The organism is Streptomyces aureoversilis, from assembly GCF_042657885.1.
GTDB lineage: Bacteria > Actinomycetota > Actinomycetes > Streptomycetales > Streptomycetaceae > Streptomyces > Streptomyces aureoversilis.
Genome location: NZ_JBHSKJ010000004.1, coordinates 285,613 through 309,655 on the forward strand (window position 1 = coordinate 285,613; position 24,043 = coordinate 309,655).

General features: G+C 69.5%; 27 protein-coding genes. 11 read left to right on the forward strand and 16 right to left on the reverse strand.

Features of this window, described 5'->3' with window-relative positions; translation table 11 throughout:
• Positions 1-3: 3 nt before the first annotated feature.
• On the reverse strand, positions 4-306 hold the full coding sequence (locus tag ACFPP6_RS09085; protein ID WP_382038911.1) for a YkvA family protein: 303 nt from the start codon (positions 304-306) through the stop codon (positions 4-6).
• Between the two features lie 197 nt (positions 307-503).
• On the opposite strand from ACFPP6_RS09085, the gene ACFPP6_RS09090 reads away from it, so the two are divergent.
• Positions 504-665 (forward strand): hypothetical protein, encoded by a 162-nt coding sequence (locus ACFPP6_RS09090; RefSeq protein ID WP_382038913.1) that lies wholly within the window; start codon positions 504-506, stop codon positions 663-665.
• 59 nt (positions 666-724) lie between these two features.
• On the opposite strand, the gene ACFPP6_RS09095 is transcribed toward ACFPP6_RS09090, so the two are convergent.
• Together ACFPP6_RS09095 and ACFPP6_RS09100 are read right to left on the reverse strand one after the other, a co-directional pair.
• Positions 725-1,180: a MarR family winged helix-turn-helix transcriptional regulator gene (locus ACFPP6_RS09095; protein ID WP_382038915.1), complete on the reverse strand. Its 456-nt coding sequence runs from the start codon at positions 1,178-1,180 to the stop codon at positions 725-727.
• A gap of 129 nt (positions 1,181-1,309) precedes the next feature.
• On the reverse strand, positions 1,310-1,948 hold the full coding sequence (locus ACFPP6_RS09100) for a maleylpyruvate isomerase family mycothiol-dependent enzyme (protein ID WP_382038916.1): 639 nt from the start codon (positions 1,946-1,948) through the stop codon (positions 1,310-1,312).
• 71 nt (positions 1,949-2,019) lie between these two features.
• Between ACFPP6_RS09100 and ACFPP6_RS09105 the strand changes: the two genes are divergently transcribed.
• Together ACFPP6_RS09105 and ACFPP6_RS09110 are read left to right on the forward strand one after the other, a co-directional pair.
• Positions 2,020-2,943 (forward strand): LysR family transcriptional regulator, encoded by a 924-nt coding sequence (locus ACFPP6_RS09105; RefSeq protein WP_382038917.1) that lies wholly within the window; start codon positions 2,020-2,022, stop codon positions 2,941-2,943.
• A 614-nt stretch (positions 2,944-3,557) separates the two neighbouring features.
• Entirely contained in the window at positions 3,558-4,043 is a 486-nt protein-coding gene (locus tag ACFPP6_RS09110; RefSeq protein ID WP_382038921.1) for a DUF5709 domain-containing protein, read from the forward strand.
• A 105-nt stretch (positions 4,044-4,148) separates the two neighbouring features.
• On the opposite strand, the gene ACFPP6_RS09115 is transcribed toward ACFPP6_RS09110, so the two are convergent.
• The gene (locus ACFPP6_RS09115) at positions 4,149-4,583 is read right to left on the reverse strand and encodes a hypothetical protein (RefSeq protein ID WP_382038922.1); all 435 of its coding nucleotides are present in this window, start codon (positions 4,581-4,583) and stop codon (positions 4,149-4,151) included.
• Between the two features lie 884 nt (positions 4,584-5,467).
• A complete protein-coding gene (locus ACFPP6_RS09120; RefSeq protein WP_382039238.1) occupies positions 5,468-6,031 on the reverse strand; it encodes a MepB family protein in 564 nt (187 codons plus the stop codon).
• A gap of 262 nt (positions 6,032-6,293) precedes the next feature.
• On the opposite strand from ACFPP6_RS09120, the gene ACFPP6_RS09125 reads away from it, so the two are divergent.
• The 3 genes from ACFPP6_RS09125 to thpR all read left to right on the forward strand — a co-directional run bounded on the left by ACFPP6_RS09125 (position 6,294) and on the right by thpR (position 8,014).
• On the forward strand, positions 6,294-6,518 hold the full coding sequence (locus ACFPP6_RS09125; RefSeq protein ID WP_382038924.1) for a hypothetical protein: 225 nt from the start codon (positions 6,294-6,296) through the stop codon (positions 6,516-6,518).
• Between the two features lie 108 nt (positions 6,519-6,626).
• Entirely contained in the window at positions 6,627-7,007 is a 381-nt protein-coding gene (locus tag ACFPP6_RS09130) for a hypothetical protein (RefSeq protein WP_382038926.1), read from the forward strand.
• A gap of 419 nt (positions 7,008-7,426) precedes the next feature.
• Positions 7,427-8,014 carry an RNA 2',3'-cyclic phosphodiesterase gene (gene thpR / locus ACFPP6_RS09135; protein WP_382038928.1) on the forward strand — a complete coding sequence of 196 codons (588 nt, stop codon included), beginning with the start codon at positions 7,427-7,429 and terminating at the stop codon, positions 8,012-8,014.
• A gap of 194 nt (positions 8,015-8,208) precedes the next feature.
• On the opposite strand, the gene ACFPP6_RS09140 is transcribed toward thpR, so the two are convergent.
• Entirely contained in the window at positions 8,209-8,718 is a 510-nt protein-coding gene (locus ACFPP6_RS09140; protein ID WP_382038930.1) for a DinB family protein, read from the reverse strand.
• Between the two features lie 170 nt (positions 8,719-8,888).
• Here ACFPP6_RS09140 and ACFPP6_RS09145 point away from each other — a divergent pair, with 170 nt between their 5' ends.
• Positions 8,889-9,425: an RICIN domain-containing protein gene (locus tag ACFPP6_RS09145; protein ID WP_382038931.1), complete on the forward strand. Its 537-nt coding sequence runs from the start codon at positions 8,889-8,891 to the stop codon at positions 9,423-9,425.
• 243 nt (positions 9,426-9,668) lie between these two features.
• On the opposite strand, the gene ACFPP6_RS09150 is transcribed toward ACFPP6_RS09145, so the two are convergent.
• From ACFPP6_RS09150 to ACFPP6_RS09190, 9 genes are all read right to left on the reverse strand, one after another.
• Positions 9,669-10,079, reverse strand: a complete 411-nt coding sequence (locus tag ACFPP6_RS09150) for a CAP domain-containing protein (protein ID WP_382038933.1) — start codon at positions 10,077-10,079, stop codon at positions 9,669-9,671.
• 247 nt (positions 10,080-10,326) lie between these two features.
• On the reverse strand, positions 10,327-11,682 hold the full coding sequence (locus tag ACFPP6_RS09155) for a M20 metallopeptidase family protein (protein WP_382038935.1): 1,356 nt from the start codon (positions 11,680-11,682) through the stop codon (positions 10,327-10,329).
• Positions 11,683-12,190: 508 nt separating this feature from the next.
• The gene (locus ACFPP6_RS09160; RefSeq protein ID WP_382038937.1) at positions 12,191-13,336 is read right to left on the reverse strand and encodes a serine hydrolase domain-containing protein; all 1,146 of its coding nucleotides are present in this window, start codon (positions 13,334-13,336) and stop codon (positions 12,191-12,193) included.
• A 149-nt stretch (positions 13,337-13,485) separates the two neighbouring features.
• A complete protein-coding gene (locus ACFPP6_RS09165; RefSeq protein WP_382038939.1) occupies positions 13,486-14,037 on the reverse strand; it encodes a GNAT family N-acetyltransferase in 552 nt (183 codons plus the stop codon).
• Between the two features lie 131 nt (positions 14,038-14,168).
• Positions 14,169-14,552, reverse strand: coding sequence for a DUF6294 family protein (locus ACFPP6_RS09170; RefSeq protein WP_382038940.1), 384 nt, complete (start codon positions 14,550-14,552; stop codon positions 14,169-14,171).
• A gap of 332 nt (positions 14,553-14,884) precedes the next feature.
• On the reverse strand, positions 14,885-16,618 hold the full coding sequence (locus ACFPP6_RS09175) for an amidohydrolase (protein WP_382038942.1): 1,734 nt from the start codon (positions 16,616-16,618) through the stop codon (positions 14,885-14,887).
• Between the two features lie 194 nt (positions 16,619-16,812).
• On the reverse strand, positions 16,813-17,250 hold the full coding sequence (locus ACFPP6_RS09180; RefSeq protein ID WP_382039240.1) for a glutaredoxin domain-containing protein: 438 nt from the start codon (positions 17,248-17,250) through the stop codon (positions 16,813-16,815).
• A 219-nt stretch (positions 17,251-17,469) separates the two neighbouring features.
• Positions 17,470-17,946 carry an NUDIX domain-containing protein gene (locus ACFPP6_RS09185; protein ID WP_382038944.1) on the reverse strand — a complete coding sequence of 159 codons (477 nt, stop codon included), beginning with the start codon at positions 17,944-17,946 and terminating at the stop codon, positions 17,470-17,472.
• The gene (locus tag ACFPP6_RS09190) at positions 17,943-19,919 is read right to left on the reverse strand and encodes an ABC transporter ATP-binding protein (RefSeq protein ID WP_382038945.1); all 1,977 of its coding nucleotides are present in this window, start codon (positions 19,917-19,919) and stop codon (positions 17,943-17,945) included. The genes ACFPP6_RS09185 and ACFPP6_RS09190 overlap by 4 nt, the downstream gene beginning before the upstream one ends.
• A 560-nt stretch (positions 19,920-20,479) precedes the next feature.
• Here ACFPP6_RS09190 and ACFPP6_RS09195 point away from each other — a divergent pair.
• Positions 20,480-20,923: an NUDIX hydrolase gene (locus ACFPP6_RS09195; RefSeq protein WP_382038947.1), complete on the forward strand. Its 444-nt coding sequence runs from the start codon at positions 20,480-20,482 to the stop codon at positions 20,921-20,923.
• Between the two features lie 55 nt (positions 20,924-20,978).
• A complete protein-coding gene (locus ACFPP6_RS09200; RefSeq protein ID WP_382038949.1) occupies positions 20,979-21,722 on the forward strand; it encodes an NUDIX hydrolase in 744 nt (247 codons plus the stop codon).
• A gap of 187 nt (positions 21,723-21,909) precedes the next feature.
• On the opposite strand, the gene ACFPP6_RS09205 is transcribed toward ACFPP6_RS09200, so the two are convergent.
• Positions 21,910-23,175 carry an MFS transporter gene (locus ACFPP6_RS09205; RefSeq protein ID WP_382038951.1) on the reverse strand — a complete coding sequence of 422 codons (1,266 nt, stop codon included), beginning with the start codon at positions 23,173-23,175 and terminating at the stop codon, positions 21,910-21,912.
• Between the two features lie 106 nt (positions 23,176-23,281).
• Between ACFPP6_RS09205 and ACFPP6_RS09210 the strand changes: the two genes are divergently transcribed.
• Positions 23,282-23,734 carry a winged helix-turn-helix transcriptional regulator gene (locus tag ACFPP6_RS09210; RefSeq protein WP_382038953.1) on the forward strand — a complete coding sequence of 151 codons (453 nt, stop codon included), beginning with the start codon at positions 23,282-23,284 and terminating at the stop codon, positions 23,732-23,734.
• A gap of 121 nt (positions 23,735-23,855) precedes the next feature.
• A complete protein-coding gene (locus tag ACFPP6_RS09215; RefSeq protein ID WP_382038954.1) occupies positions 23,856-24,041 on the forward strand; it encodes a hypothetical protein in 186 nt (61 codons plus the stop codon).
• The last annotated feature ends 2 nt before the right edge of the window (positions 24,042-24,043 follow it).

Consider the following 24,043-nt stretch of genomic DNA (forward strand, 5'->3'; position numbering starts at 1 on the left):
CGCTCACGACGGTGGCACGGACCCCTTCGTGGGGACCGGACGGCGGGACGTCTTGTGAAGCGAGCGCAGGGCCAGGAGCAGGACGCCGATGTCGTCCAGGTAGACGGGGTCGGGGATGAGGTCGAGGGGAGAGATGAGATAGATCAGGGCTCCCCAGAAGACCACCTTGCTGCTCTCGGGTACCCCGGCCTGCTGCAGCAGCCGACGGGCCCGGAAGAGCCGGACCCCCAGGAACACGGCGGCCCCGGCCGCCGCCACCAGCAAGAGGGCGGCTCCACAGATCAGGACCCAGAATTCAAAACTCATACCCGACCGTGTACCACTGTCACCGCCCTTTCGGCACCGAGCACCCAGCTCGTCGGCCAGGTCGTTGTTGCCGACATGGTCATGGTGACCGTGCGTGGTCAGCACCAGGGCCCGGGACCAGTGCCCGACCCGCTCGGTCGCCTCCCGCAGTGCCGTGCGGAAGGCCGCCGCGAACACTCGGGCTTCCTGCAGACGGGGTGGAGAAGCCGCCGCCCGCCCCTGCCTGCGCGGAGCAGATCGACGCACTGCTCGCGGCGGAGTGCCAAGCAGCAGCCCTCACCCGGCCCCGAAGCGCCCACACCTACCTCGACGAGCTCATTACCGGAACCGGTACGGCACTGAACCACGTGACGCCCTGACACGACTAGCACCAGGCCTTCTCCTTTGGAAGGTGCTGACCGAGTGGCGCCGGCGACTGTCAGCCCAGTGACACGTCTCCACCCGCATTGCGAATCATGCGCTGCAGGACCTTCAGAGTGATCAGGTATTCCTCGTCCGGGATACCGGCGTGCACATGTCTCCGGCTGGCCCGTTGCGTCTGGGCTGCGCGCTGATGCATCGCCCTGCCTTCGTCGGTGATCCGGAGCCGGCCGTCGGCGTCCAGGACGAGCAGCATCCGCTCCACCAGAAGGTCGATGTCGGGGGCCAGACCGGCGCCGACGTCCAGATTGGCCTGCTGGGCGCGGATCACCTCGGCTCGGGTGACACCGTTCTCGCTGTGCAGGACTTGGTGCAGCACCCACCACTGGGGCTGTGTGATCCCGATCGCCGCGAGCCGTCCCCTGACGTATGCCGTCAATGTCTTGTTCGCGGCCCATGTCCAGTAGCCGACCGGCTGATTCGCCAGCTCCTCGTCCTCGTGCGAGTACTCCATTACGTTGCCTTCTCTCTCGGTCGGACTCTCTGCCGGACTCTCTGCCGTTGGATCACATGGCCCTCCGTGGCGGAGGTGTCGACGCCCTCTTGCGACGGCTCCTTGCGATGGCTCCATGCGACGGCCCGGTCACTCCGGCCGGAGCCGGTCACCTGCCCGGTCTGCCGTCGACGGCCCTGCCGGGAGCTTGCGCCCGTACGCAAGCAGCAGGAGCTCCTGGGCGGGGCGGCTCACCGTCCGAGTGCCCGTACCGTACGACCAGTCCAGGTCGGTGGCCCGCAGTTCGACGCCTTCGAGGTCTGCCCCGAAGAAGCGAAGCGTCCGGGGGTTGACGGTCCCCAACACGATCCGCAGGCGCTCCTCGGGGACCTGTCGCCCAAGGCCGAGTGCGATGGTGATGTCCAAGCCGTGGATCACGTCGTGACCGAGGGCCGCCGCCCGACCACCCACTGGGGGCTTCCAGGGGTGATGGGCGTTTTCCCGCAGTGCCGCGGCGAGTTCGCGTGGGGAAAGGGCGGCGGCGTCGCGGCGCGCGATCCGGTCGGTCATCCTGTGCAGGTTGCCGCCGGCGCGGGCGAGTTCCAGCGCCGTCCTGCCCAACGAGTACCGGAACCCCATGCTCATGTGGCCGGCGACCTCCCGCACACGCCATCCGCCGCACAGCGTCGGTGAGTCCCAGTGTTCATCGGTCAGTCCATCCAGAAGATCCGCCAGTTCACGCCGCTCGGCCGCAATCGCCGCACGAATCTCCGTCGCCGTACTTTCCATGATCGTCAGCCTGCCGAACCGGCCATCAGAAGTCCAAGAGAGGGTACTTCTCATCACTAGAATCTCTGCTTATGGAGCTCCGTCAGCTGCAGTACTTCCTCGCCGTCGTCGAGGAGGCCAACTTCACCCGCGCCGCCGCCCGCCTCCACCTCGCGCAACCGGGGGTGAGTGCTCAGATCCGACAGCTGGAGCGGGAGCTCGGGCAGCCGCTGCTGGACCGCTCCGGCCGGACGGTGACCACAACCGCCGTCGGCGAAGCGGTCCTTCCCTTCGCGCGGGCGGCACTCGCAGCCGTTGCGGGGCTGCGGCAGACAGTGGACGATTTCGCCGGGCTGGTCCGCGGCCAGGTCGCCATCGGACTGGTGTCGAGCAGGGCCACCGAAGAGTTCGACGTGGCCGCGGTACTGGCCGACTTCCACGACGACCACCCGCAGGTCGAGATCTCCCTCACCGAGGACACATCGGAGCGGATGCTCACCGCCCTGCACCGCGGCGAACTCGACCTCGCCGTGATCGGCCTCGCCCACAGCGATCCCCCGCAGGGCGTCAGCCTCCAGGTCGTCGTCGACACTCCCCTGGTCGCCGCCATGGCTCCTGACGACCCGCTGCTCACCCCCGCCGGCCGCACCGCCCTCCCGCTGGCCGCGCTCGCCGACCGGTCCCTGATCAGCCTCCCGCGCGGCACCGGCTTGCGCGGAGTACTGGAGCATGCCTGTACGCAGGCGGGCTTTCGGCCCCGCATCACCTTCGAGGCCGCCGCGCCACACCTGCTGGCACGCCTCGCCGCCCGCGGCCTCGGCGTGGCCGTCCTCCCCGAGGTCCCGCCCGAGGCGGAAGCCAAGCTGGGCCTCCGCACCCTCCCCATCACCGACCCCGCCCTCCGCGGCCGGATCGCCCTCGCTTGGCCCACGGACGGACCTGCCGCCCCGGCGGCCAACACCCTCCTCGCCCGCATGCGGAAGGCATTCCCAACGGCCCGGCCGTCAGAGGCGTAGCCCCCAGAGGCGTAGGAGTCCCGGGTGGATGATCACCAGCGTCGTCACCGGGCAAGCCACTCATGCGCTCGTCCGTGATCGCATCACCGCTCTGTCCGGGCTCCGCCCTCATTGCCCTGTTGCCCCTGCTGGGCCTGCTGGGCCTGGAGATCGACGGCAGCCTGGCTCCGCCGACATCGCCCGGGGATTCACGTCCGGGTGGACGCGCAGGCACCGTTGCGGCCACTGACCCGATCGGCGGGCACCCCCTGACCGGCCGTGCGACCGCCGACGATGCCTGGGCGAACGCCTACGGTGAGGCCGGCGCGCGGCCGGGCTCGACGACGGCACAGCACATACGGCCCAACCTGGAGAACTCAGGCGGCTGGAGCTTCCGGGTTAACGGCGGCGTCCCTGTCTGCGCCGGCTTCTGGACGGCCGTCAACGACCATCCGAGGGGGTGGCCGCACCCCCTGGAACCTGACACGACAGCCCCGGATAGGCGCCGGCGGGCAGCCGGATGCCGACAGCGGCATCCGGCTTTTCTCGCCCTCCGGAGAGCGCGAGGCGGCCGCACAGGGGAGAGTGGAGGTAGGCCGTCGCCGCGGAGCCGTGCGGGAGGAGGCTGCCTCACTATGTCCGATGACCTGATGGGTGACGAGGTCTACCAGCCTGCCCGGTCCGACCGCCGGGACAACCCTGGTGACCTGGACCTGGAGAACGCCCTCGACGGCGACCTCTACGACCAGGTGCTCGACGCGGGCTACTCGCCCCCGGAGATGCCGCTCGGCGTGGGGCACCACGGCACGACCGCCCGCGAGCAACGCGAGCGTGAAAGCCTCGACCAGAGGCTCGCCGAGGAGGTCCCCGACATCACGGTGTCGAGCGGGGACGGCATTGGCGATCTGCCCGGTGGGGAGGGCGAGCCCATCGACGAGGAGGTCGGTGGCGAGCGCGCCGGGCGCCTGGCCGCCACCATCGACGCCATGCCCCCTCGGCGCAACGACGTCTACGCCCGGGACGTGGGAATCGACGGCGGAGCCGCCTCCGCGGAAGAGGCGGCGATGCACATCGTGCCTGATGAGCCCGTGGTCGAGTCAGGCGATGACCTCAACGCGTGACCACGGTCCCCCACCGCGCCGTCACTCTGTGTGAGCAATGGGCGCAGCCCATGCCACCGGCGGGGCAACCCGTTCGACACCCAGCCGGAACCGTCATCCGAGCGCTCAGCCGGCCAGAGGCAAGACCGCCGCTATAGCGTTGCGCTCCTTGCGGCCGAGCAGCGGGAAGATGATCTTCAAGCCCTGGTCTTCTGCTGGCGAGGAGACGACGAAAGACGAGTTGAGCAGGCGCTCCTTGATCTCCGAACGGACGAGCCCGGCGCGCGGAATCGTCATCAGATGCTCTTCCGGACGAGCGAATGTCGGATTCGCCCGGAAAATAAAGATGCGCCGGTCGGTCATGGCCAGGTACATGGGGATCCGCGCCGGGATCACCGACATGGCGCCACCGCTCATGATCGCCGATGCGGCCGCGAAGACCGCGGTCCGGCGCACGGAGACGGAACTCAGGTTCACGATGGTCGCCACCTCAACCTGCTCGCCGGGCTCCAGCATGGGGTCGGCGGCAGCCAGCAGCAGCCGGCGGCGCTTTCCGTTCACAGGTGGTACTCCTGAAGGGTTTGGGTATGAACCGGACGGCAGGCATAGCCCGTCCGGCACGCGGTAGTCCGCCCCCCAGGCACCGCCGCAAGGTTCCGGCGCCCGAAAACACGCACGCGGCCGGCGCTCTGCGAGCCCGGCCGACGCGAGTCGTCGGCACACCCTGCCACACCCGATCACCAACCCCACTCCGAGCCTGCAAATGGGGCGGACAATGCGACACCAAACCGGTCCAAAAGAGGGGCGACCGAAGGGGTGCGTTGCCTGGATGACGAAGCAGGAGAAGCATCAGATCAGCCGACGCAGGAGCGCAGTCCGGCTCGTGAAGGCATCACGGCGGACCGGATCCCACGGCTGCTGCCGCGCAAGGCGAGGCGATACCGCTTACGGGGCTCCCCGTGCACGCGCACGCTACTGAAGTCGTGCCGGAATGCCGGCTCCATGCCGGCCCGCCCTTCGGATCAAGGGGGCGGCCAGCGCTTGAGGGGCGACGCCCCACCCCTTCCGCGCTGCGGCGCCCAGCAATGCCCGCTCACCGAGTCGGGCAACACGCTTTGGAACAGTCACAGCGCCGGAGGGCCTTTCTCTCCCAGTCAGCGACCGGCGCCTCCCCTTCATCCGGCTCCGGGTGGAAAAGGTGCACGACGCCCTCAATCGCGGCCGCGGCCGCATGAAAGCTTTCGACCGCAACTGGAAAGTGTGCGGCCAGCCCCAGACCGCCCTCCGCCGGCCCGCCGGCCTCCGGGACTTGGGCCGGCAGCCCAAAGGCGACGGGGGCGGGGCCCGCGGTGACAGTGGGTGCGGTGCCGCCGCTCAGGCTCTCACCGAGTACGGATCCAGCGGGCCGCGCCGCCGCGTGGCAGCCCGACCGCTGCTCAGAGAAGTCAGGGGTGATAGAGCGCGCGGGCGCGGGAAATGTCGACGGGCTTGCCTTCGGAGTCAGGCAGCTGGAGGAAGTGTTCCGTCTGCCAGACCTGCGTGCTGCGCGCCTGGCGGTTGGTGGTTGTCACCCACGGCGCATAGACACGGAAGGCCCGCTTCCCGCCGGAACCGTTCGTCGACAAGATGCCTCGCTCGTGGAGCACGTCCCGCGGGAAAACGAACTGCCCGAACCGATCGCCCTCACGGGTACTGATGACGAAAAGATCAACGGGATCTTCAGCGTCAAAGGGCTGGATGGGTCCGCCGGCAGACCTCTTCCAGACCGTGACGAACTGACCGACCTTCGTCGGGGTCGTCTTGGCCACACGGAACCTCACCGAGAGGCCGTCCAGAATGAACCCACAGGCCCCGTACTCGGCACTCTCCGCCTCGGGAACCGGCCGTGAGCACGTGAACCCACCCCGGTCATACACCAGCGTCTTCGCCCTCAGTAGATCACTGGGAACCCCGGGCCCCCACAGCTCATGATCACGAGCGCCGAACCCCGGAGGTACCTCACGTTCCATCGCCATCCCTGCATCCTGCCAGATATCGAACGCGTGAACGAATCTGTCTTTCTTCCTGGGACCACCGCAGGTAACGCCCCGCCGCCCGCCGCCGGGCACCACCGGTCCGTCACCCGGCTGAAGGTGTGCGGTCGCGCGGGACACACCCCGGTGTTTGGCTGAGAGGACCGCGGCTGCCCGAGCGGCCCCGCGTGTCCGAGTCGTCTGTCCGCCCTCGTCTCCGGTTCCAGGTCCGGAGATGAGGGGAGAAGGGTGCGTCCTCATGGCGAACAAGGGGCAGCAGTTCCGGGTCGATTTCGAGGGCATCAGTCTGCCCGACGAGGTGGTGCAACGGATCGATGCCGCCATCCGCAAGGCCGTCCTCACCGAACTGGCCACCGTCGACGTCCAGGCCCGGACCCTCGATCTGCTGGCCGACGACCTGACGATCGGCCGCATCGGAGGAGGCCACACCCAGGGCATCCGCGTGCGGCTGGTCGAGGCCTAGATGGCACCCGCGGGCCCCGGCACCGATCCGGCACCGGCACCGGCACCGACCCGGGGAACCGCGGAACACGGCACACTGTGCCCCAGCTCCACCTGCCACGAGGGAGCGGTGCTCATCGCCGTCCTCGGAGAGGACGGGCGCCTCGGCTATCTGCGTCCCACGATGCGCGTCGACGAGGAGTTCATCGAGGCGTGCGCGGGACACGGCGACCCGGAGTCCCGATTCCGGTTCGCGGACACCTGCGCGCAGGGCGCCTGCGAGCACTGGAGCGGGCGGCACTGTTCCCTGGTCGGCCGCTTGGCCGACGCCCGGCCCGAAGCCGTACCGGAGCCGGGCGACAGCGACAGCGACAGCGACAGCGACAGCGACAGCGAGACCCTGCCGCGTTGCGGAATCCGCGCCGCATGCCGCTGGTTCGCCCAGGAAGGACCGCGCGCCTGCGGGGTCTGCCCACTCGTCGTCTACCGGCCCACCGGAAGCCGGCCATGAGCAACAGCCTGTAGGGTCCCGAGAACTCCCCGAGATGCTGCCCGACTGCGCCGCCGCCCCGTCTCGGCACTGCCATCCACGTTCGCCGACATCGTCCAGGGCGAGGCGATCTGCATCACCATCTGGCCGCGGGTGAAGCGTCCTTCGACCTGATGCTCCGGTTCGCCACGGACAAGGAGCACACTCTGCCCAGCCGACCTGGGCGACCGAGGTCTCGCACGCGATCCATCGGTCGCCGGCGGGTGCTCCAGTGGCGCCGACACCCTGCCCGCGCTCTCGGACCAGGGCGCGGGTTGCTGCGGGCTCTGGCTCTGTCTGGCGCGTGCCCTGCCGTAGCGGGGTCTCGGTGACCGTTGCCTGACGGGCCGGCACCGGCGCGGGGACGAGGAAATACTTCCGGGCAGCGTCACACTGGCCTCATGCGTTTGTTCGCCGCGGTGATCCCTCCTCAGGCCGCCGTCGACGAGCTGGCGGCCGAGGTGGCACAGCTGCGTGCCGCCCTCCCCGAGCGGCACGGCCGGCTGCGCTGGACCCACCCCGCCATGTGGCACTTCACCCTCGCCTTCCTCGGTGAGGTCGACGAGGCCCTGCTCCCTGAACTGGGCGAGTGCCTCGCCCAAGCCGCCCACCGGCATCCGGCGCACGAGCTGAGGTTCGCGGGCGGCGGCCGGTTCGGCGACCGGATCCTGTGGGTCGGGGCGACCGGATCACTGGAGACCCTGACCGGCCTGGCCCGCTCCACCAACGCTGCGGCCCGGCAGGCCGGGGTACGCATGGACGACGCCCGGCCCTTCCGCCCCCACCTCACCCTCGCCCGCGTGACCGGGCACGTGAACCTCAGGCCGTACGCGGAGGAACTGGCCGGGTTCCGGGGCCGCCGGTGGCGCGTCGAGCGCCTGGAACTGGTGTGCAGCCACCTGCCCGAAGCCGGGGCCGGAGCCGTCGGAGAACGCCCCCGGTACGAGACCGTGGCAGCCTGCCCCCTGGGCACCCGACGGGCGCCCTGAGCAGGCCGGGTGCGCACGAAGCCCGCCCAGAGTCGTAACCCTGGGCTTTCACCAGGCCCTCACCGGACCCCACGAGGGCGCTCGCCATGATGCGCGTCACCACCCCAGTGGCCGCGGGGCATGGCCCGACGGCAGCCTGTCGTCCCTGGCCTCAAGCAGAGGCCGGCCCGAACAGCGGCTGCAGCGCCGCACTGTCAGTAGTAGCCCTTACGGCCGTCGAGCAGCTCCCGGATGGCGTCCATGTGGCCGGCGTGACGAGCGGTCTCCTCGACCATATGGATCAGCATCCACCGCAGGCTCGCGCCGGCTGAGCGATAGTCCGGGTGCCGGCCGGTCTCATCGAGTGAATGGGCCGCCACGATCTCGTTCGACACCGCGCACTGCTGCTCGTACTCGCTCAGGAGCTGGGCGAGCGGGATGCCTTCCACCATCATGTCGGCGTCGTCGGACCCCTCGAACCTTGGTCCTTCGGCGGGGCGGCCGAGGAAGAGCACCTCGAACCACAGGTGCTCGACCCAGCGCAGGTGCGAAACGATCCCCGCCATCGTCATCAGGGGCGAGGCAGGCAGTACGGACCGGTGGGCGTCGGCCTCGGACAGCCCCTCGCACTTCCATGGAACGATCGCGCGCTGCGTGTCGAGCCAGCCGAGCAGCTGGGTCCGTTCGTCCGCGGCGAAGGGAGGTCGGATGCGGGGAAGCGTCATGCTCGCGGACGATACTCCCGGGCGATGTGCCGGCGCATCGGAGATTCCTTCACATCACAGGCACCATAGGTCAGTGCTGCGGGAGGCGGCGCGTTCTCGTCTCCCGGCGGCGCCTCTCCACTCATAGCGTCTGCGGCGACGAACACGCGCGCATCCACCTGGAGGCACCTGTGATCACGTCACAACGGCTGGGAACGATGTCGGCAGCGGCAGGACTGGGGCTGGTCAGCCTCTTCGCGACATCGGCCGCGGCATCGACCGCGACACCGACCACAGCGCAGGCCGAGACGAAGGCCGAGACGAAGGCCAACGCGAAGGTCAAGGTCGGCTTCATGATCGCTTCGAACATGAACAACAGATGCCTGGAGATCAGAGCGGGCAATCCCGGCATCGGGGCGCTGGTGGGCATGTGGGACTGCCACGGCGGCTCGAACGAGCGGTGGTACTGGGACGGGCTGACGATCCGCAGCGACCTCAACGGCAAGTGCCTCGACGTGGTCGCGGGAAATGCCGACAACGGCGCCGCCCTGAACATGTGGGACTGCCATGGTGGCGCTCCCCAGCAGTGGGTCTGGGACGGAGCCCGCCTGCGCAACCCCGCCTACAACAGGTGCCTGACCATCGCCAACGGCAACTGGTGGAACGGGGCCTCCGTCCTCACGTGGGACTGCAACCAGGGCAACAACCAGCTGTGGCACACGACCTGAGGAGTGGACTCTGAAGGCAGCCTGGCAGGGGCGGGCCGGCACGGGCCTTGCGGCCCACCGGCGGAATTCATGATTCAGCCAGTGGGCCGCGTCGCCTTCCCAGGAAATCCCTAGGAAGGCCCCAGGAGATCCTCCGGGAAGCCCCTCTACTCTCGGCTGCCGTTCCGACGGCGGTGCGTCGGCCCGCAGCCGGGAAGCGGGGCCGCCGCCCTCGTCGGCCGCGCCTGCCATCCGGACACGTGGTCAGGCGCTCCCGCACGACGGCGGGCGGGTGACCAGCCTCCGGTGCTTGCCTACGAGGACCACGTCCCAGTACCGGTTCTCGTAGCCCATGCCGATCGCCGCCGTGTCCGGGCTCATCAGCGACTTGTAGAACTCGTTGTTCGGGTCCGGGTCCGTGGCCATGTCCGCGAAGTAGCCGTCGTGGTCGTAGCCCTGGAACAGGTACTCGAGGATGTGGGACGAGTACACGTTCGCGTCGCTCAGCCGGGCACGCAGGTCCCGTCCGTCACTCCCGACCTGGGTGAGCCGACCCATCCGGGCCATGTCGTGGGCGTGACGGCGCGCCGCGTCGGAGACGGGGTTCGAGATGAGCAAGGTGGCCAGCCGCCGCTTCGTCCGTTCCTTGTTCACCTCGCATACGATCCGGTCCACGTTCGGGTAGTACACGTGTCGCGCGGCCCCGGACACGCCCCGGTGCGCGGCCGTCGGTCCGGGTGGCAGCGGCGCGGACGGAGCCGCATGTGCAAGGGGCACGGCGGTGAACAGGACAGCGGACAGGGCAGCGGCCAGAGCGGACGCGGTGACACCGACGCGTCGCGCGCCGTGCCTGTTGCTCGATGTGGTCATGCCTGTCACAACGCGTGCCCTGGTTCAGGGTTTCGCCCGGACGGGGGCTGCCTCAGTCCCCGTCGTCCGTGCTTGCCACACCAATGGCCGCGCCGTGCTCGCCTTTTCCCTCGATCCCCTTACTCCCCTCGATCCCCTCGACTCTCTTACTGCCCTCGATCCCCTTGCTGGCCTCGCTTCCGCCGCCGCGCAGGAAGTCCTCGGCGACCGCGCAGTGCAGGGCGACTCCGGCGGCCAGCGCCTCCTCGTCGTAGAGCACGCGGTCGGAGTGGTTGTCCGGAACCTTCCCCGGCACGCCGCCGGGCGGGCAGGCGCCCAGAAACACCATTGCGCCGGGGACACGCTGCAGGACGTACGAGAAGTCCTCGCCGCCCATCGTGGAGTGGGGCAGCTCGTGCACGCGGGAGGGGCCGAGGGCGGTGGCCGCAGCACGACGCACCAGAGCGGTGAAAGCGGGGTCGTTCTGAACCGTGGGGTAACCCTCGGGGAGTTCCACATCGACGGTCATGCCATGGGCAGCGGCCACCCCTTCAGCCACGCGCGCGATGCCCTCGCGCACCGTGCGGCGGCTCGCCTCGGAGAGCGTGCGGTAGGTGCCGGAGAGCTCCGCGGTCTCCGGGATGATGTTGACCGCGCTTCCCGCCCGGATCGTGGTGATCGTCAGGACCGCGGGCTCGGAGATGGCGACCGTCCGGGTGATCATGGTCTGGAGGGCCTGGACGATCTCGCAGGCGACCGGGACCGGATCGAGTACCCGGTGCGGGCCGGCCGCGTGCCCGCTCCGGCCCCTGACGGTGATCCGCACCAGGTCGGCGGCGGCATACTGCGTGCCGGGCCGGACGTGGACGGTGCACGTCTCGTTGCGGGCGTTGATGTGCAGGGCGAACGCCGCGTCGACCGCCGTGCCGTCGGCCAGGGTGAGCAGCCCCTCCTCGATCATGGGCAGGGCTCCGCCGCCGGTCTCCTCGGCGGGCTGGAACATGAAGACCACCCGCCCCGCCAGCCGGTCCCTGCGAGCGCTGAGCAACCGCGCGGCACCTACGAGCATGGCGGTATGCGCGTCGTGCCCGCACGCGTGCATGACGCCGGGTACTTGGGAGGCGAAGGCGAGGCCGGTGTTCTCCTGCTGCAGCAGGGCATCCATGTCCGCGCGCAGCAGCAGCGTCCGTCCGGGCCGTCCGCTGTCGAGCACGGCCACCACCGAGCTCAGCTTCCTGCCGAGGGTCACCGTCAGGCCCAGGCCGTCGACGGCCTCCAGGATCGCCTGCTGGGTACGGGGCAGGTACGCGCCCACTTCCGGCATACGGTGGATCCGGCGCCGCAACGCCACGACATCGGGCAGCAGCTTCCGCGCCTCGGCCAGCAGGCCGGACTCCGGGCGGACAGAACCGGTTCCGTCGATCAGCACGCGCGCCTCCACAACAACGGATCGTCCTCCGGCAGGGGACGATGCGGCAGCGGTCGCCGACGCCATGAGACCACACCTGGTCGATCGCCGACAGAGCGACTCCGCGGCACGGCGTACGGGGAAGGGAGTACGGAGTACGCGGTATGAGGTACGCGGCAATCCGCGTGCCGCAAGTCCCGCCGAACCGGGCGGTAGCCCGTGCTCGGTCACGGACCGTCCGAGGGTGCCGGAAGCATGGGCCTCGCATCCGGACGCGTGATCGAATAGGGGATGACATCGTTTTGGGCTGGTTCACCCAGCTTCACTCGATCAGCGAGCTGTGACCCCCACGGCCACGGTGTCGGATCAGCTGGGTCAGCTGGATCAGCCGGCCTACGCAGCAGCAACCGGCAGCCCTGCGTAGGCACCCTTCCCTTCCCTTCCCTTCCCTTCCCTTCCCTTCCCTGCCTTGCCCTGTCCTGCCCTGCCCTGTCCTGCCCTGTCCTGCCCGCTAGGCAGTTTCTGTTGCCTAGCGGTTCTCGCACAGGGCCGTCGTCACGACCTTGTCCATCTGCGCACCGGGGACGTTGGACGCAAGATGGGCGTTGGTCACCACGGACACGTGGCGGCCGTCCGCGGTGACCATCGTCTGGGTGTAATAGCCGGGCACCATGCCGTTGTGGCCCCAGGCCGAGCCGCCGCAGGGCAGGTCGCGCCTGATCAGCCCGAGCCCGTACCCGCCTCCCTCCATCTCGGCGCCCGTGGTCTTCTCCATCTCGGCCAGGGCGGCCGGAGAGACGACCTTGCCGCCGATCAGCGCCTGGTAGAACTTCGTGAGGTCCTCCTCCGTCGAGATCATCGCTCCGGCGCTGCTGAAGGCGGACGGGTCGTAGTCGAGGACCCGCGACCAGAAGTAGAACCCGCCGATCCGCACACCGTGGTACCCGCGTACGGCGGGGGTGGGCAGAGAGTGATCGCCTGGGGCCGGGAAAACGGTCCGGGACAGGCCGAGCGGCGTGATGATCCGGTTCGTGACGGCCTCGTGCACCGCCGTCCCCGTGATCTTCTCGACGAGCATGCCGAGGATCAGGTAGTTGGTGTTGGAGTACAGGAACGCGGCGCCGGGCGCGGAGGCGGGGGCGCGCTTCAGCCCTTCCCGGACCAGCGCCTCGAGGGAGAACGAGCCGTCCGGATTGCTGGGCGGCAGCCCGAAGAGCGGCTCGTAGGCCGCGACGCCGCTGGTGTGGTGGAGCAGCTGCCGCACCGTGATGGCGTTGCCGTCGTAGCCGTTGCCGTCGACGACGCCGGGCAGGTACTTCTCGATCGGCGCGTCCAGCGAGACCTTGCCCTCGTCGACGAGCTGCAGGACCGTGGCCGCGGTGAAGGTCTTGGTCTGGCTGCCGATCCGGTAGTGCTCGTTCGGCTGTATCGGGGCGTTGGTGTTGATGGTGCCGGTACCGACGGAGAGGCTCCAGGAGTTCGTGGCGTCCCCCGCGTAGACACCGGCGCCCGGGCCCGCGGCCGACTGGAACGTCTTCAGAGCCGCCAACGTGTCGGCGTGGGGATCGGCGGCTGCGGGCGCGGCCGCCTGCGCCGCCGAAGGGAACACGATCAGCATCGCGCTCGCCGCGCCGAGTGCGGCCGCCAGTCTTGCCCGGCCAAACTTCCCTGCCATGACTCCTCCTTGAGATGATCAAGCGAGCCGAACGATCCGCAAGGTAGTCATGGCGCACAGGGCTGGGCACCCGGAACGTTCCAGATGGACGGCGGGCCGGTCCCGACGGCGCGGCGGCCCGCGCCTCCCCCTCTTGGAAGTGGATCTCATCAGGTGGCGAGGGGAAGTTCCAGGAGTTCCTCCGGAGGCTGGAAACCGAAGCGCTGATAGAGCGGAGTGCTGCGCTCCGACGGCCAGACGATCAAGCCTTCGAGGCAGGCGCTGCGTGAGTGCTGCTTCAGCGCCTGCAGGAGCGCCGAGCCGACTCCTTTATTCCGTTGTGACGGCATGACGAAGAAGTTCGTGACATAGCCGACCGGGTTGTTGTCCTTGTAGGGGTCCGGCATCCGCTCCACCAGGCAGAGGAAGACGTGACCGCAGATCTCATCTTTGGCCTCCGCGACCCAGGCCAACCAGCGACCGTCGCTGAGCCGGTCACCGATCCAGTGCTCGGCCTCTTCCAGGTGCCGAAGCGGAGCCGGCGGTTGCCCTTCGTAGTCCTCCTGCTTGAACGTCCAACGCAGTTCGGCCAAGGTCCGGGCATCGGCCGACCGGGCCGGACGCACGATGAGATCTGTTGTCATGGGAGCGAGCTTCGCCCCTGCAGCACGGTGAAGCGAACTGATTTCCGTGGCGGCCGCGGCCGCCGACCGGGCGGTCAAGGCGCCTCCTTGGGCGTGCTCGCCACGGCGCCCGCCACGTGGGATGAAGGGAAGCACGTGCCCGGCGGGTCGGCGTTCTCCATGAGCCACGCCTGGAGCAGGGCGGCCTCGGCGGGCTTGCCCCTGTGGGCTCAGCAGCTGTAGTGCTGCACGACTCCGGCAATCTCGTTGAAGATGGACGAGTCGTAGATGAACTCCCGTGACCAGTGGTACAGCGGCGGCGGGTTCCCGTCGTCCATCTCCGGGCTGTCGAACGTGGGCGTCTCGAACAGGGTCAGCCCTCCGGCGTTGCGGACCGTGAACCGGGCGTGCCAGATGTCACCGGTGCTCGTCGAGAACGTCCGGGTCGTACAGCTCCACGTCCCCGAGTCGTCCGTCCGGAACTCGATGCGCCCGTTGCTCTGTTCGCAGTCACCGGCCCGCAGGACTCCCCAGACGAACGCCCTCGACGCGAAGTCCCCCGGAGGATTCTCGACAGGCTCCCCCGCAGCACTCGACCCGATGCACTCCCCCATGCCATCCCCCTCTCCCGCCCCACGCCGATGGCAACGGGACGTGACGACGACGTCACTCCGGACGTCACTCCAGAGGCTACTCCGGGCAACGGAAAAGAGAAGATACATCGGAAGAAAATCGCATTCACGGGATACATCCGCTTATGTGACTTACCGTGAATCCAGGACGAACCGGGATCAATCGGATGACACAACACGTGGGCCGCGCCGGGCGCTGGAAGCCGTGGGTACAGCGCGGGTGGACGTCGTCGTCGAGCATGGCCCGGCGCGGCAGTGCCCGCCGGGGGCATCAGTGGCCGTGATACCGCCGGCGGGCATGGCGCAACCAGCTATCAGGCTCCGTGGACGATCCGGCCGTCGAAGACGGTCATGTCCACGGGCACGCCGGTGATCTCGTCCGGGGACGTGGTGCGCAGGTTGCCGCCGAGCACGCACAGGTCGGCCACCTTGCCCACGCTCACCGAGCCCTTCCAGCTCTCGGCGAAGTCCTGCCAGGCGCCGGCGGTGGTGTAGGCGGCCAGTGCCTGCTCCAGGGTCAGACGCTGCTCCGGACCGTGCACGTCGCCGCAGGCACCGCGCCGGGTCATCAGGGCCTGGATGCCCGCGCGCCAGTTCGGCGCGTTCACCGGGGCGTCCGAACTGCCGAGGAGCGGCACACCGGCGTCCACCGCCGAGCGCCACGGCAGGAAGGAGTCGCCGGCCGGTCCCTGTGCCGCTCGGTGGATCGCGTTGGCCCAGCTCTGCGCCTGCGGCCCGAGGCCGATGCGGTACCTGGCCATGGTGGGCAGGAGGCTCTCGGGGACGAACGCGCCGTGCATCGCGATGTGCCGGGCGTCGGCTCGCGGGTGGCGGCGCAGGGCGGCGGTGAACGCGTCCACGACGGTGGGGACCCACCGGTAGCAGTGCACCCCTACCTGGTAACCGGCGGCATGGGCGATCCGGACCATCTCGGCGAGTTCGGCCGCCCGCTCCTCGTTCGTGTTCCCGGCGACCAGCAGGTCACCACCGCTGTCGGAGAACAGCTTGACGCCGCGCACCGCGAACCGGCGGGGGTCGACGCCGGTCGGCGGCGTGAACTCGCGCAACGCCTTGTCGACCGCGGCGGCGGATCCGCCGGACTGGGAGCAGGGCAGGAACAGCGCGCTCACCCGCGCGTCGAGGGTGCCGGCCCGGGCCAGGTCCACGTAGGCGTTCAGGGTCTCGATGCCCTGGGTTCCTCCGCCGAGTCCGTCGCCGCCGGGTCCGAGGCCGGGGTCGGTGAAGCTGGTGATGCCCTCCGCCCGCAGGCGGGTGAGCGCGTCCTGGATCGCCTGCTTGCGCTGCTCCCGGGTGCGGGGCGGGAGCAGCAGCTGGACCAGGGCCTGCCCTCCGTAGCGCAGTACGCCGGTGGGGCGCCCGTTGGCGTCGTAGTCGACGCCGGGCTTCCTGGTCCCGTTCGGCCCGACGTCGGTGATCCCGGCGATTTCGAGGGCGCGGGAGTTGACCGCGCTGACGTGGTAGCCGCTGTCCTGGAGGAACACCGGGTGGTCAGGCGACACGCGGTCGAGGTCGTCGCGGTTCGGCTCCCGGTTCTCGGCCAGCCGGCCGGGGTTCCATCCGGCGCCCCGGATCCACTCCCCCGCCGGGGTGCGTCCGGCCTCGGCTGCCACGGCGGCGACGATGTCCGCGACGGACTTCGCTGCGGCCGGGCCGAGATCGAGCGCGTACGGCGGGAGGTTCAGCCGGTACACCGCTGCGTGCAGGTGGGTGTCGTTGATGCCGGGGGTCAGCGTCCGGCCCCGCAGGTCCACCGTCTCGGTGCCCCTGCCGGCGAACGCCCGGGCGCCGGAGTCGGAGCCCACGTAGGCGATCCTGCCCGCCCGGACGGCCACGGCCGTCGCTCTCGGCCGCCTCGGGTCCATCGTGATCACATCGCCGTTGTGGAACACCAGGTCCGCCGCGCCCGATTCGGACGCGGCGGCCCGCCCCGTACCACCGAGCAGCGAGGCGGCCGCAGCGGCTCCTAAGAGCCGTCCGACGCCTCGCCGGGACATCGTCGTGGACGGGCGTATGCCAGGTGAAGTCATGGGCAATTCTCCTGTTTTATTGCTATTTGAATAAAGAGCTGGAGACAAACGGAGGATCTTCCTGTGAAGGGAGATACGTCAAGTGGCCAAGCGCGGAGGCCCCTTCGCAACGGCAAGGGGGCTCTCCGGTGACCCGGCAGCGGGTGACCGGCAGGTGTTCTTCCTGGCAAACCGACCGACGACCTTCGCGACCGTCACGCGGAGGGGGAGAGCTGCTCGCGCACCCAGTCAGGATCGGGGTTGACGTGCGGCCGGCCCGCCGCGACGACGGTCGGCACGGTCTCATTGCCATCGTTGGCCGCCCTCACCGCTGCCGCGCCGACCGGGTCACGCCAGATGTCGACCCAATGCAACTGGCGCGCGCTACGGCCCAACCGGATGCGCAGGCGCAGGCAGTACTTGCAGCCCGACCGCCAGAAGACGACCGGCCGACCGTCGACCGCGCTGCGGCGTTGTGCCTCCAGCGCACCGATCGACTTCGGGAAAACCAGAGGGGAGTGCACGCCTGCGAGCAGCACGAACAGCAGCAGGAGCGCCGTGGCTGCGCCGGGTCTTCCCGTGAAGATCAGCCCAGTCGCAACGACCGACCCGCAGAGCACAAGCAGCAACGGCAAGATCCAAGCGCGCATCATGAAGACGCAGGCTATCGACGAGCCGAAATACAGCATGAACCGGGCCGCTCGCAGGATGCCCGGGCCGATGCTCCGTCAGGGCGGTCTCATGTGCGGCACGTCAGGGGATCCGGGCGCGGTTGGTCAACTACCGCCCGTGGCAGGAGCCACCTGCGCCGGCCTCGCCTCACTCGTTCCGCGGGCGGGGCCGTGGCAAGGCCCTCATCACCTCGTCGGCGTTCAGACGACATCTCCCGCGTAGACGCCGCCCCTCGCCCGCTTCTGCCCCAGGTCGATGAGGGCGGGCAGCCGCTCGCCGAACCACAGGGGCAGGAACCGCAGTCCGGTGAGCTTGTCCACCGGCATCCACTCGACGCCGGTCTGCACCGTGTCCGGCTCGGTGCCGCCGAGGACCTCGGGCTCGTCGACGAGCTCGCACCAGAAGAGCATCTCCACGCGGTGGCTGCGGCTGCCGGGGAAGGGCCCGTCGGGGTGGTTGGTGGGGATGTTCTCGCGGACGAGGAGGAGTTCCGCGGCCCGGACGCGGACGCCGGTCTCCTCCCAGACCTCACGCTCGGCGCACGCCGACAGGGTCTCCCCCGGTTCCTGGCCGCCGCCCGGCAGCCAGAAGGTGTCCGGTTGCGGCCAGTCGCCGCGCAGGAGCAGTACGTGCCCGTCGCGGACGACGAGGCCACTGGCCGAGTTCCGGATCCTCATGCGCATCCCTCTCGCTGGTGCGGGACCTTCGTCGTCCCGGTGGTCGTGGTGGCGTACTGGGAGGCCTGGAGTTCGTACAGGCCCCGGTAGTGGCCGTCCTTGATGGCCATCAGCCGGCCGTGGGTACCCGACTCGATCACCCGCCCCTCGTGCAGAACATAGATCACGTCCGCGGTGGCGGTGGCGGCGAGGCGGTGGGTGATGAGCAGGACGGAGGTGACGCCGTCGCCGGTCAGCTCGTGCAGCGACTCGAACATCTCGATCTCCGCCCGGGGATCGAGGGCGGCCGTGGGCTCGTCCACGATGTTCAGCTCCCGGCCCCGGTACAGCGCCCGCGCGACGCCGACGCGCTGCCACTGCCCGCCGGAGAGCTTCACCCCGCGCTCGAAGCCCTTGAGCGCGATCGAGTCCCACCCGTGGGGCAGTTCCTCGACGACCGTGCGGACGTCGGCCCGCTCGGCGGCCGCCTCCACCTCCCGGTGCACCAGCGGTCTGCTGCCGTCGCCGATGTGCACGTTGGCCTTCACGGTCATCGGCCACGCCTGTACGTTCTGGGACAGCAGTGCGACCCTGCCGAAGACGCTCTCGCGGTCGGCGTCGCGGACCTCCACGCCGTTGTACGAGACCCGGCCGGACGTCGGCAGGTACAACCCGGCCACGAGCGCGGCCAGCGTGGTCTTTCCGGAGCCGTTCTCCCCCACCAGCGCGACGACCTTGCCCGGCGGAATCGTCAGCGACACCTCGCACAGCGCGTCCTTCTCCGCGCCCGGGTAGCGGAACGACACGTCCTCGAGGACGACCCGCACACCGTCGCCGGGCACGGGGCTGCCGCCGGTGGGGATGGCGTGCTCCTGGCCGAGCTTGATCGCGTTGTTCATGTCGGTCAGGTACAGCGACTCCTCGAACATGTGGTTCATCTGGTTGACGACCGTGTTGAGGTAGCCGGTGGCGTTGCGGATGGCGAAGACGGCCGTCCCGGCGGCGGCCAGCGGCATCCCCCCGGCGACGAGCAGCCACCACAGCAGCGCGTAGGCGAGGACGCGGGCGGTGCCGGACATGGTCGCGGCGATGATCTCGGTGACGGCCTCGGCGCTGCCCAGCCGCTCCTTCTCCTTGGCAGCCGTGGCACCCATGTCCTGGGACGCGTCGGCCAGGACGCGCCCGGCGCCGTGGACACGCAGCTCCGGCGTCGCGTCGGCCCGCGTGATCGGGTAGGTCAGGACGTCCACGGCCCGGGTGTGGTCGATCCACGCGTGGCGGGAGGCGTACGCCCGCCGCATGACGACGACCGCGCCCCACCAGCGGGGTGCCGCGATCAGCGCGAGCGCGCCGACGAGGAACACGTGCAGCGAGGCGAGGACGACGGCGGCGGCCGTCAGACTCATCAGACCACTGACGACCCACACCGAGCTGTCGAGCATCCGGCGGACGCTGTCCGTGCCGTAGTAGCCCATGGACAGCTTGCGCTGGATGTCCTTGTCCTCCATCGCGGACATCTCGACGCGCGCCATCATCTCGAAGTAGGCGGTCCTGCACGCCAGCTCGATCTTCGGATACAGACGTGCCTCGACCTTCACGATCAGACACCCCAGGAGCACGGAGGCGCTGGACGCCGCGCCGCCGGACAGCAGCGCCGGAAGGGCGTCCCGGAGCTTGTCCGTCGTCGGGCCGTCGGAGAACAGGGCGACCAGGACGCCGTTGATGGAGACGAGCAGGAACGCGGTCATGACGCCGGAGGCGAGCTGTGCTCCGACGAGGACGGCGAGGGCTCGGGGGTCCTCGCGCCGGGCGATGCGGGCGATCACGGCGAGCATGGCGGGGAACTGCTTGGCCATGGACCAGAAGCTCATGCGCAGCAGCGGGTCTGCGTACTGGGCCCACGCCTTGTCGTGGCGCAGGTGGCCGCTGAACAGCAGCTGTTCGGACTTCGAGACGGGGGGTTGGGTCGTGGTCGGCTTTCGGAGCAACTTCACCGCGCCTCCGGAGTGAGGGGTCGGATGGGCACGTGCATGCAGGTGGTCTGCGGAACCTGGCCGGCGGAGGTGACCGCTACGCCCTCCGCCGGCAATGTGTCGCCAGGACGTCGCCAAGCATTCGCTAAGCCCCGCCATGGTCACCAGAGGTCCCGGTTCGACCGGCGACCGGGAAAGCCCCAGACGCCAGACGGGCCCCATCCGCCGCCCGGACGCGGTAGCCGCTTCGGGGGCTGCGCACGACCTCTTGGGGGGCGTCCGCGCACGACCTCGTAATACCCCGCACAGGTGGTTCGAAAATGCCGCCACGCCACCGAAGTCCAGGTGCGTCTTCAAGCGCGGACGGCACGTCATGCCACTTCGCGTGTCACTTGCGAACACCATCCTTTCAGCGACCGGCCGGGGAACACAGGCGCAGTTGACGGTTCCTTCGTCCATGGATTCGATGTGCCGTGGCGGACATCAGAGCGACGGATATGGCCGCCGGGCCGCCTTCGCTTGTGGCCGCGCCGTCGAAGAACGGTCCGTGAACGGCTTGCGTGCCAAAGGAGAGGAAAACTGTGTCGTTCCTGCCAAACATTGTCGGCGCGCACCTGGTGTTCGAGGACGAGGGACGCGTCCTGTTGGGGTTGCGGCCGCCCGACGCCCTGTTCGCTGCAAATGTCTGGCATGTTCCGGCAGGGCATGTGGAGCGGGAGAGCGCGCGGGCCTGTGCCGTACGGGAGGCCGGCGAGGAGCTCGGCATCACCGTCGCCGAGCCCGACCTCGAGCTCGTGCACATCGTGCACCTGCTCGACGCCGACGACGCCGTACCGCGGTTGCAACTGTTCTTCCGCGTGCACCGATGGCACGGCGAACCGCAGCTGATGGAGCCGGACCGGTGCGTGGAGTGGCGATGGTGGCCGTTGCACGCTCTGCCCGACCCGACGGTGGAGTACACGGTCGCGGCGCTGGAGGGCATGACGCACGGCCGGCCGTACACGGACCTTGGCTGGCTCCGGTGACCCCACCCCCAGTACCACCGGCAGCGAACCGCGTCTGGACGAAGGGATGTCGCCCATGACCCTGCACCGACGGGTGTGCTGCTGCCCGGCGGCGCCGTCGGCGGCCATCGCGCGCGAGGTCCGCGAGGAACTCGGCCTCGCCCGCCGCTTCTCCCGCGTCCTGGTCGTCGACTGGGTGCCGCCCAGCGCCCCCGGCTACCCCGCAGACTTCCCCGGCGAGATGAACTACGTCTTCGACGGCGGAGCGCTGACCGAGGACGACTTCGCCCGGATCCGCCTGCCGGAACGGGAAGTCGCCGGCGTCCGCCGTGCCGGGCTGCCGGTCACGCAGGCCTGGGGCTGGCTGTTCGCCGGGGACGGCCGGGTCCTCGTCCTCATCGGCCAGGACACCGGATCCGCCTGCCTGCCCGGCGGCACGGTCGAATCGGCTGATCACGGCAGTCCAGTGCGAACTCTCCGACGCGAGGCTTGGGAGAAGGCCCGGGTGCGCCTCGGCGAGCCGCTCCACCTCGGCTACCTCGACGACAACACCGACAACCGGCGCTGTGCCCGAGCCCGGTACGCGGCCGCGATCACCAGCTGGGAACCGCCCGCGCTTGATGAGGCCACGGGCCAGACGTACGCGCGGCTCCTGGCGACGCCCGAGCAAACCGCCCAGCTCTTCGACTGGGGAGCCGAGGCAGCCGCCCAGATCGCCGCCGTTCACACCGCCCGGGAGAAGCTCGGCCTGCCGGCCCCGGACCGGCAACCGCTCACCGAACTCCCGCCTGCACCGCCCCATAGCCCCATGACTCAGTAGCACGGCCTGACCGGAACCAATAACACCGCGTCCTTGCGGCAGACCGCGTACCGGTCGTGGCCGAGGACCTCGGTCACGAGGGTGTGGAAGCGGTCGGCCATGGATACATGGTTCTCGCGCCCGTTCGTCACCGGGGGAAGCCGAAGCCGGGCAGCGACGGCATTACCAGAACGGTGCTGCTCAAGTTCTAGGCTTCGCTGCGAGAGGTCACCTTGGCGGCCCGGGCCGGGGTGCTGTGCCCAGTGAACGCCCACAACACGAGCCCGAGGCAGCTGAACGCGGCACCCAGTGCGCATACGGCGCCCCAGCCGGCCACCGTGCAGAGGGAGGTCGCGGCGATGGCGCCGGTGGCACTGCCGATCGAGTAGAAGACCATGTATCCGCCGATCAGCCGGCTGCCCGCGTCCGGGTGCAGCGCGTAGATCAGGGTCTGGTTGGTGACATGGACCGCCTGCACGGCGAGGTCGAGAAGGACCACCCCGACGACCAGCGCCCAGAGCGAGCTGCGGGTGAAGGCCAAGGGCAGCCACGAGGCGGCGAGCAGTGCCAGGGCGATGCCGGTGGTCCGGCGGGAAAGCCCGCGGTCGTTCAGGCGGCCTGCCACGGTCGCGGCCAGGGCGCCGGCGACACCGATCAGCCCCAGTGCCCCGATCGCGCTGTGGGACAGGAGGTACGGGGCCTCGCTGAGCGGCAGCGCGACGCTGCTCCACAGAGTGCTGAAGGCGGCGAAGATCAGCAGACCGAACAGGGCCCGGAGCCGCAGCAGTCGTTCCCGTGCGAACAGGCTGATCGTGGAGCGCAGGAGCTGTCCGTAGCGCAGGCTCGTCGGCGGAGCGTCACTGTGCTGCGGCAGCACGCGGTACAGGACCAGGGCGAGCAGAGCGGTGAGCGCCGCCGAGGCGAGGTATACGGAGCGCCATCCCGCGAGATCGGCCATGAGGCCGGATGCCGTGCGGGCGAGCAGGATCCCGATGACCACGCCGCTGGTGACCAGACCGACGACCCGTCCGCGCCCGGCGGGAGGGGCCAAGGATGCCGCGAAGGCCACCAGCGTCTGCGTGACGACTGCGAGTAGCCCTGTCGCAGCCATGCCTACGAGCAGGATCGCCGCCGTGTGGGCGGCGGCTATCACGGTCAGCGCCATCACCAGGAGCAGCAACTGGGCCACGACGAGCCGTCTGCGGTCGACCACGTCGCCCAGCGGCACGAGGAAGAAGAGTCCCAGCCCGTATCCGACATGCGTGAGGGCGACCACGCTGCCGACAAGGGCCGGGCTCATGGCGAGGTCGTGCCCCATGGTCACGAGGAGTGGCTGGGAAAAGTAGACGTTGGCCACCGCGGCCCCGCATGCCACGGCGAACAGTACGACGACGCCTCGGGACAGGACGAACGCGGGACCCTCCCCGCTTCGGGCCTCGGTCGGTCGGGTCACAGCCTCACCGTTGCCGGGCATCAGCACTCACTCCCCTGGAGATCTGGTTTCAACTTGCCACCAATGCTGACGGCGACGGTAGCCCTGTTGGTAGCATGTTGCAACCGATGCGAGAGTGAGGGACGCCATGGTGACCAGGACGCGTTTCGACGACAGCGAATGTCCCGTCGCCCGGTCGGTGGACGCGATCGGCGACTGGTGGTCCCTGCTGATCGTGCGGGACGCCTTCGACGGAAGCCGGCGCTTCGGCGAGTTCCAGCGCAGCCTCGGCGTGGCGAAGAACATCCTCACCGCGCGTCTGCGCACGCTGGTCGCCGGCGGTGTCCTCGAATCCGTCCCCGCCTCGGACGGCAGCGCCTACCGCGAGTACGTACTGACTCCGAAGGGCAAGGCGCTCTTCCCCGTCATCGTGGCACTGCGGCAGTGGGGCGAGCAGAACTTCTTCGCCCCCGGCGAACCGCACTCGGAGCTGGTCGACCGCCGACAGGGACATCCCCTCCGCGCACTGGAAGTGCTGTCTGCGGACGGGCGCCTGCTGACCCCCGACGACACCACCGTCCACAAGGTCTCCACCCAGTGATCACGTTAGGTGCTGAGCGGTGGGTGCCGAGCGGTGGTGCAGGAAGGCGGGATGCGTGGTCCGCGCATGCGTGTGAGCCTGAAAACAGAGGGTGAAGGACGAGAGAGACGAGGTTCGCGTCATGGCCTGGCTGACGAGGAGAAAGCACAAAGAGGCCCATGCCGCTGAAGAGAAGCGCAAGCAGCAGGACAGAGCGGCAGGGGCCGGGAAAGCGCGGGAGGAGACCAAGGACGACGACGTCTACAAGACCCCACCCGAACAGGACGTCCTCGGCTGGGGACACCGTCACGACTATCCACCCGACTGATC

Coding starts and splice junctions, on each gene's coding strand:
- ACFPP6_RS09085 (WP_382038911.1), bottom strand. CDS start 306: ATGAGTTTTGAATTCTGGGTCCTGATCTGTGGAGCCGCCCTCTTGCTG.
- ACFPP6_RS09095 (WP_382038915.1), bottom strand. CDS start 1,180: ATGGAGTACTCGCACGAGGACGAGGAGCTGGCGAATCAGCCGGTCGGC.
- ACFPP6_RS09100 (WP_382038916.1), bottom strand. CDS start 1,948: ATGGAAAGTACGGCGACGGAGATTCGTGCGGCGATTGCGGCCGAGCGG.
- ACFPP6_RS09105 (WP_382038917.1), top strand. CDS start 2,020: ATGGAGCTCCGTCAGCTGCAGTACTTCCTCGCCGTCGTCGAGGAGGCC.
- ACFPP6_RS09110 (WP_382038921.1), top strand. CDS start 3,558: ATGTCCGATGACCTGATGGGTGACGAGGTCTACCAGCCTGCCCGGTCC.
- ACFPP6_RS09120 (WP_382039238.1), bottom strand. CDS start 6,031: ATGGAACGTGAGGTACCTCCGGGGTTCGGCGCTCGTGATCATGAGCTG.
- ACFPP6_RS09125 (WP_382038924.1), top strand. CDS start 6,294: ATGGCGAACAAGGGGCAGCAGTTCCGGGTCGATTTCGAGGGCATCAGT.
- thpR (WP_382038928.1), top strand. CDS start 7,427: ATGCGTTTGTTCGCCGCGGTGATCCCTCCTCAGGCCGCCGTCGACGAG.
- ACFPP6_RS09140 (WP_382038930.1), bottom strand. CDS start 8,718: ATGACGCTTCCCCGCATCCGACCTCCCTTCGCCGCGGACGAACGGACC.
- ACFPP6_RS09160 (WP_382038937.1), bottom strand. CDS start 13,336: ATGGCAGGGAAGTTTGGCCGGGCAAGACTGGCGGCCGCACTCGGCGCG.
- ACFPP6_RS09170 (WP_382038940.1), bottom strand. CDS start 14,552: ATGGGGGAGTGCATCGGGTCGAGTGCTGCGGGGGAGCCTGTCGAGAAT.
- ACFPP6_RS09175 (WP_382038942.1), bottom strand. CDS start 16,618: ATGACTTCACCTGGCATACGCCCGTCCACGACGATGTCCCGGCGAGGC.
- ACFPP6_RS09180 (WP_382039240.1), bottom strand. CDS start 17,250: ATGATGCGCGCTTGGATCTTGCCGTTGCTGCTTGTGCTCTGCGGGTCG.
- ACFPP6_RS09185 (WP_382038944.1), bottom strand. CDS start 17,946: ATGAGGATCCGGAACTCGGCCAGTGGCCTCGTCGTCCGCGACGGGCAC.
- ACFPP6_RS09200 (WP_382038949.1), top strand. CDS start 20,979: ATGACCCTGCACCGACGGGTGTGCTGCTGCCCGGCGGCGCCGTCGGCG.
- ACFPP6_RS09205 (WP_382038951.1), bottom strand. CDS start 23,175: ATGCCCGGCAACGGTGAGGCTGTGACCCGACCGACCGAGGCCCGAAGC.
- ACFPP6_RS09210 (WP_382038953.1), top strand. CDS start 23,282: ATGGTGACCAGGACGCGTTTCGACGACAGCGAATGTCCCGTCGCCCGG.
- ACFPP6_RS09215 (WP_382038954.1), top strand. CDS start 23,856: ATGGCCTGGCTGACGAGGAGAAAGCACAAAGAGGCCCATGCCGCTGAA.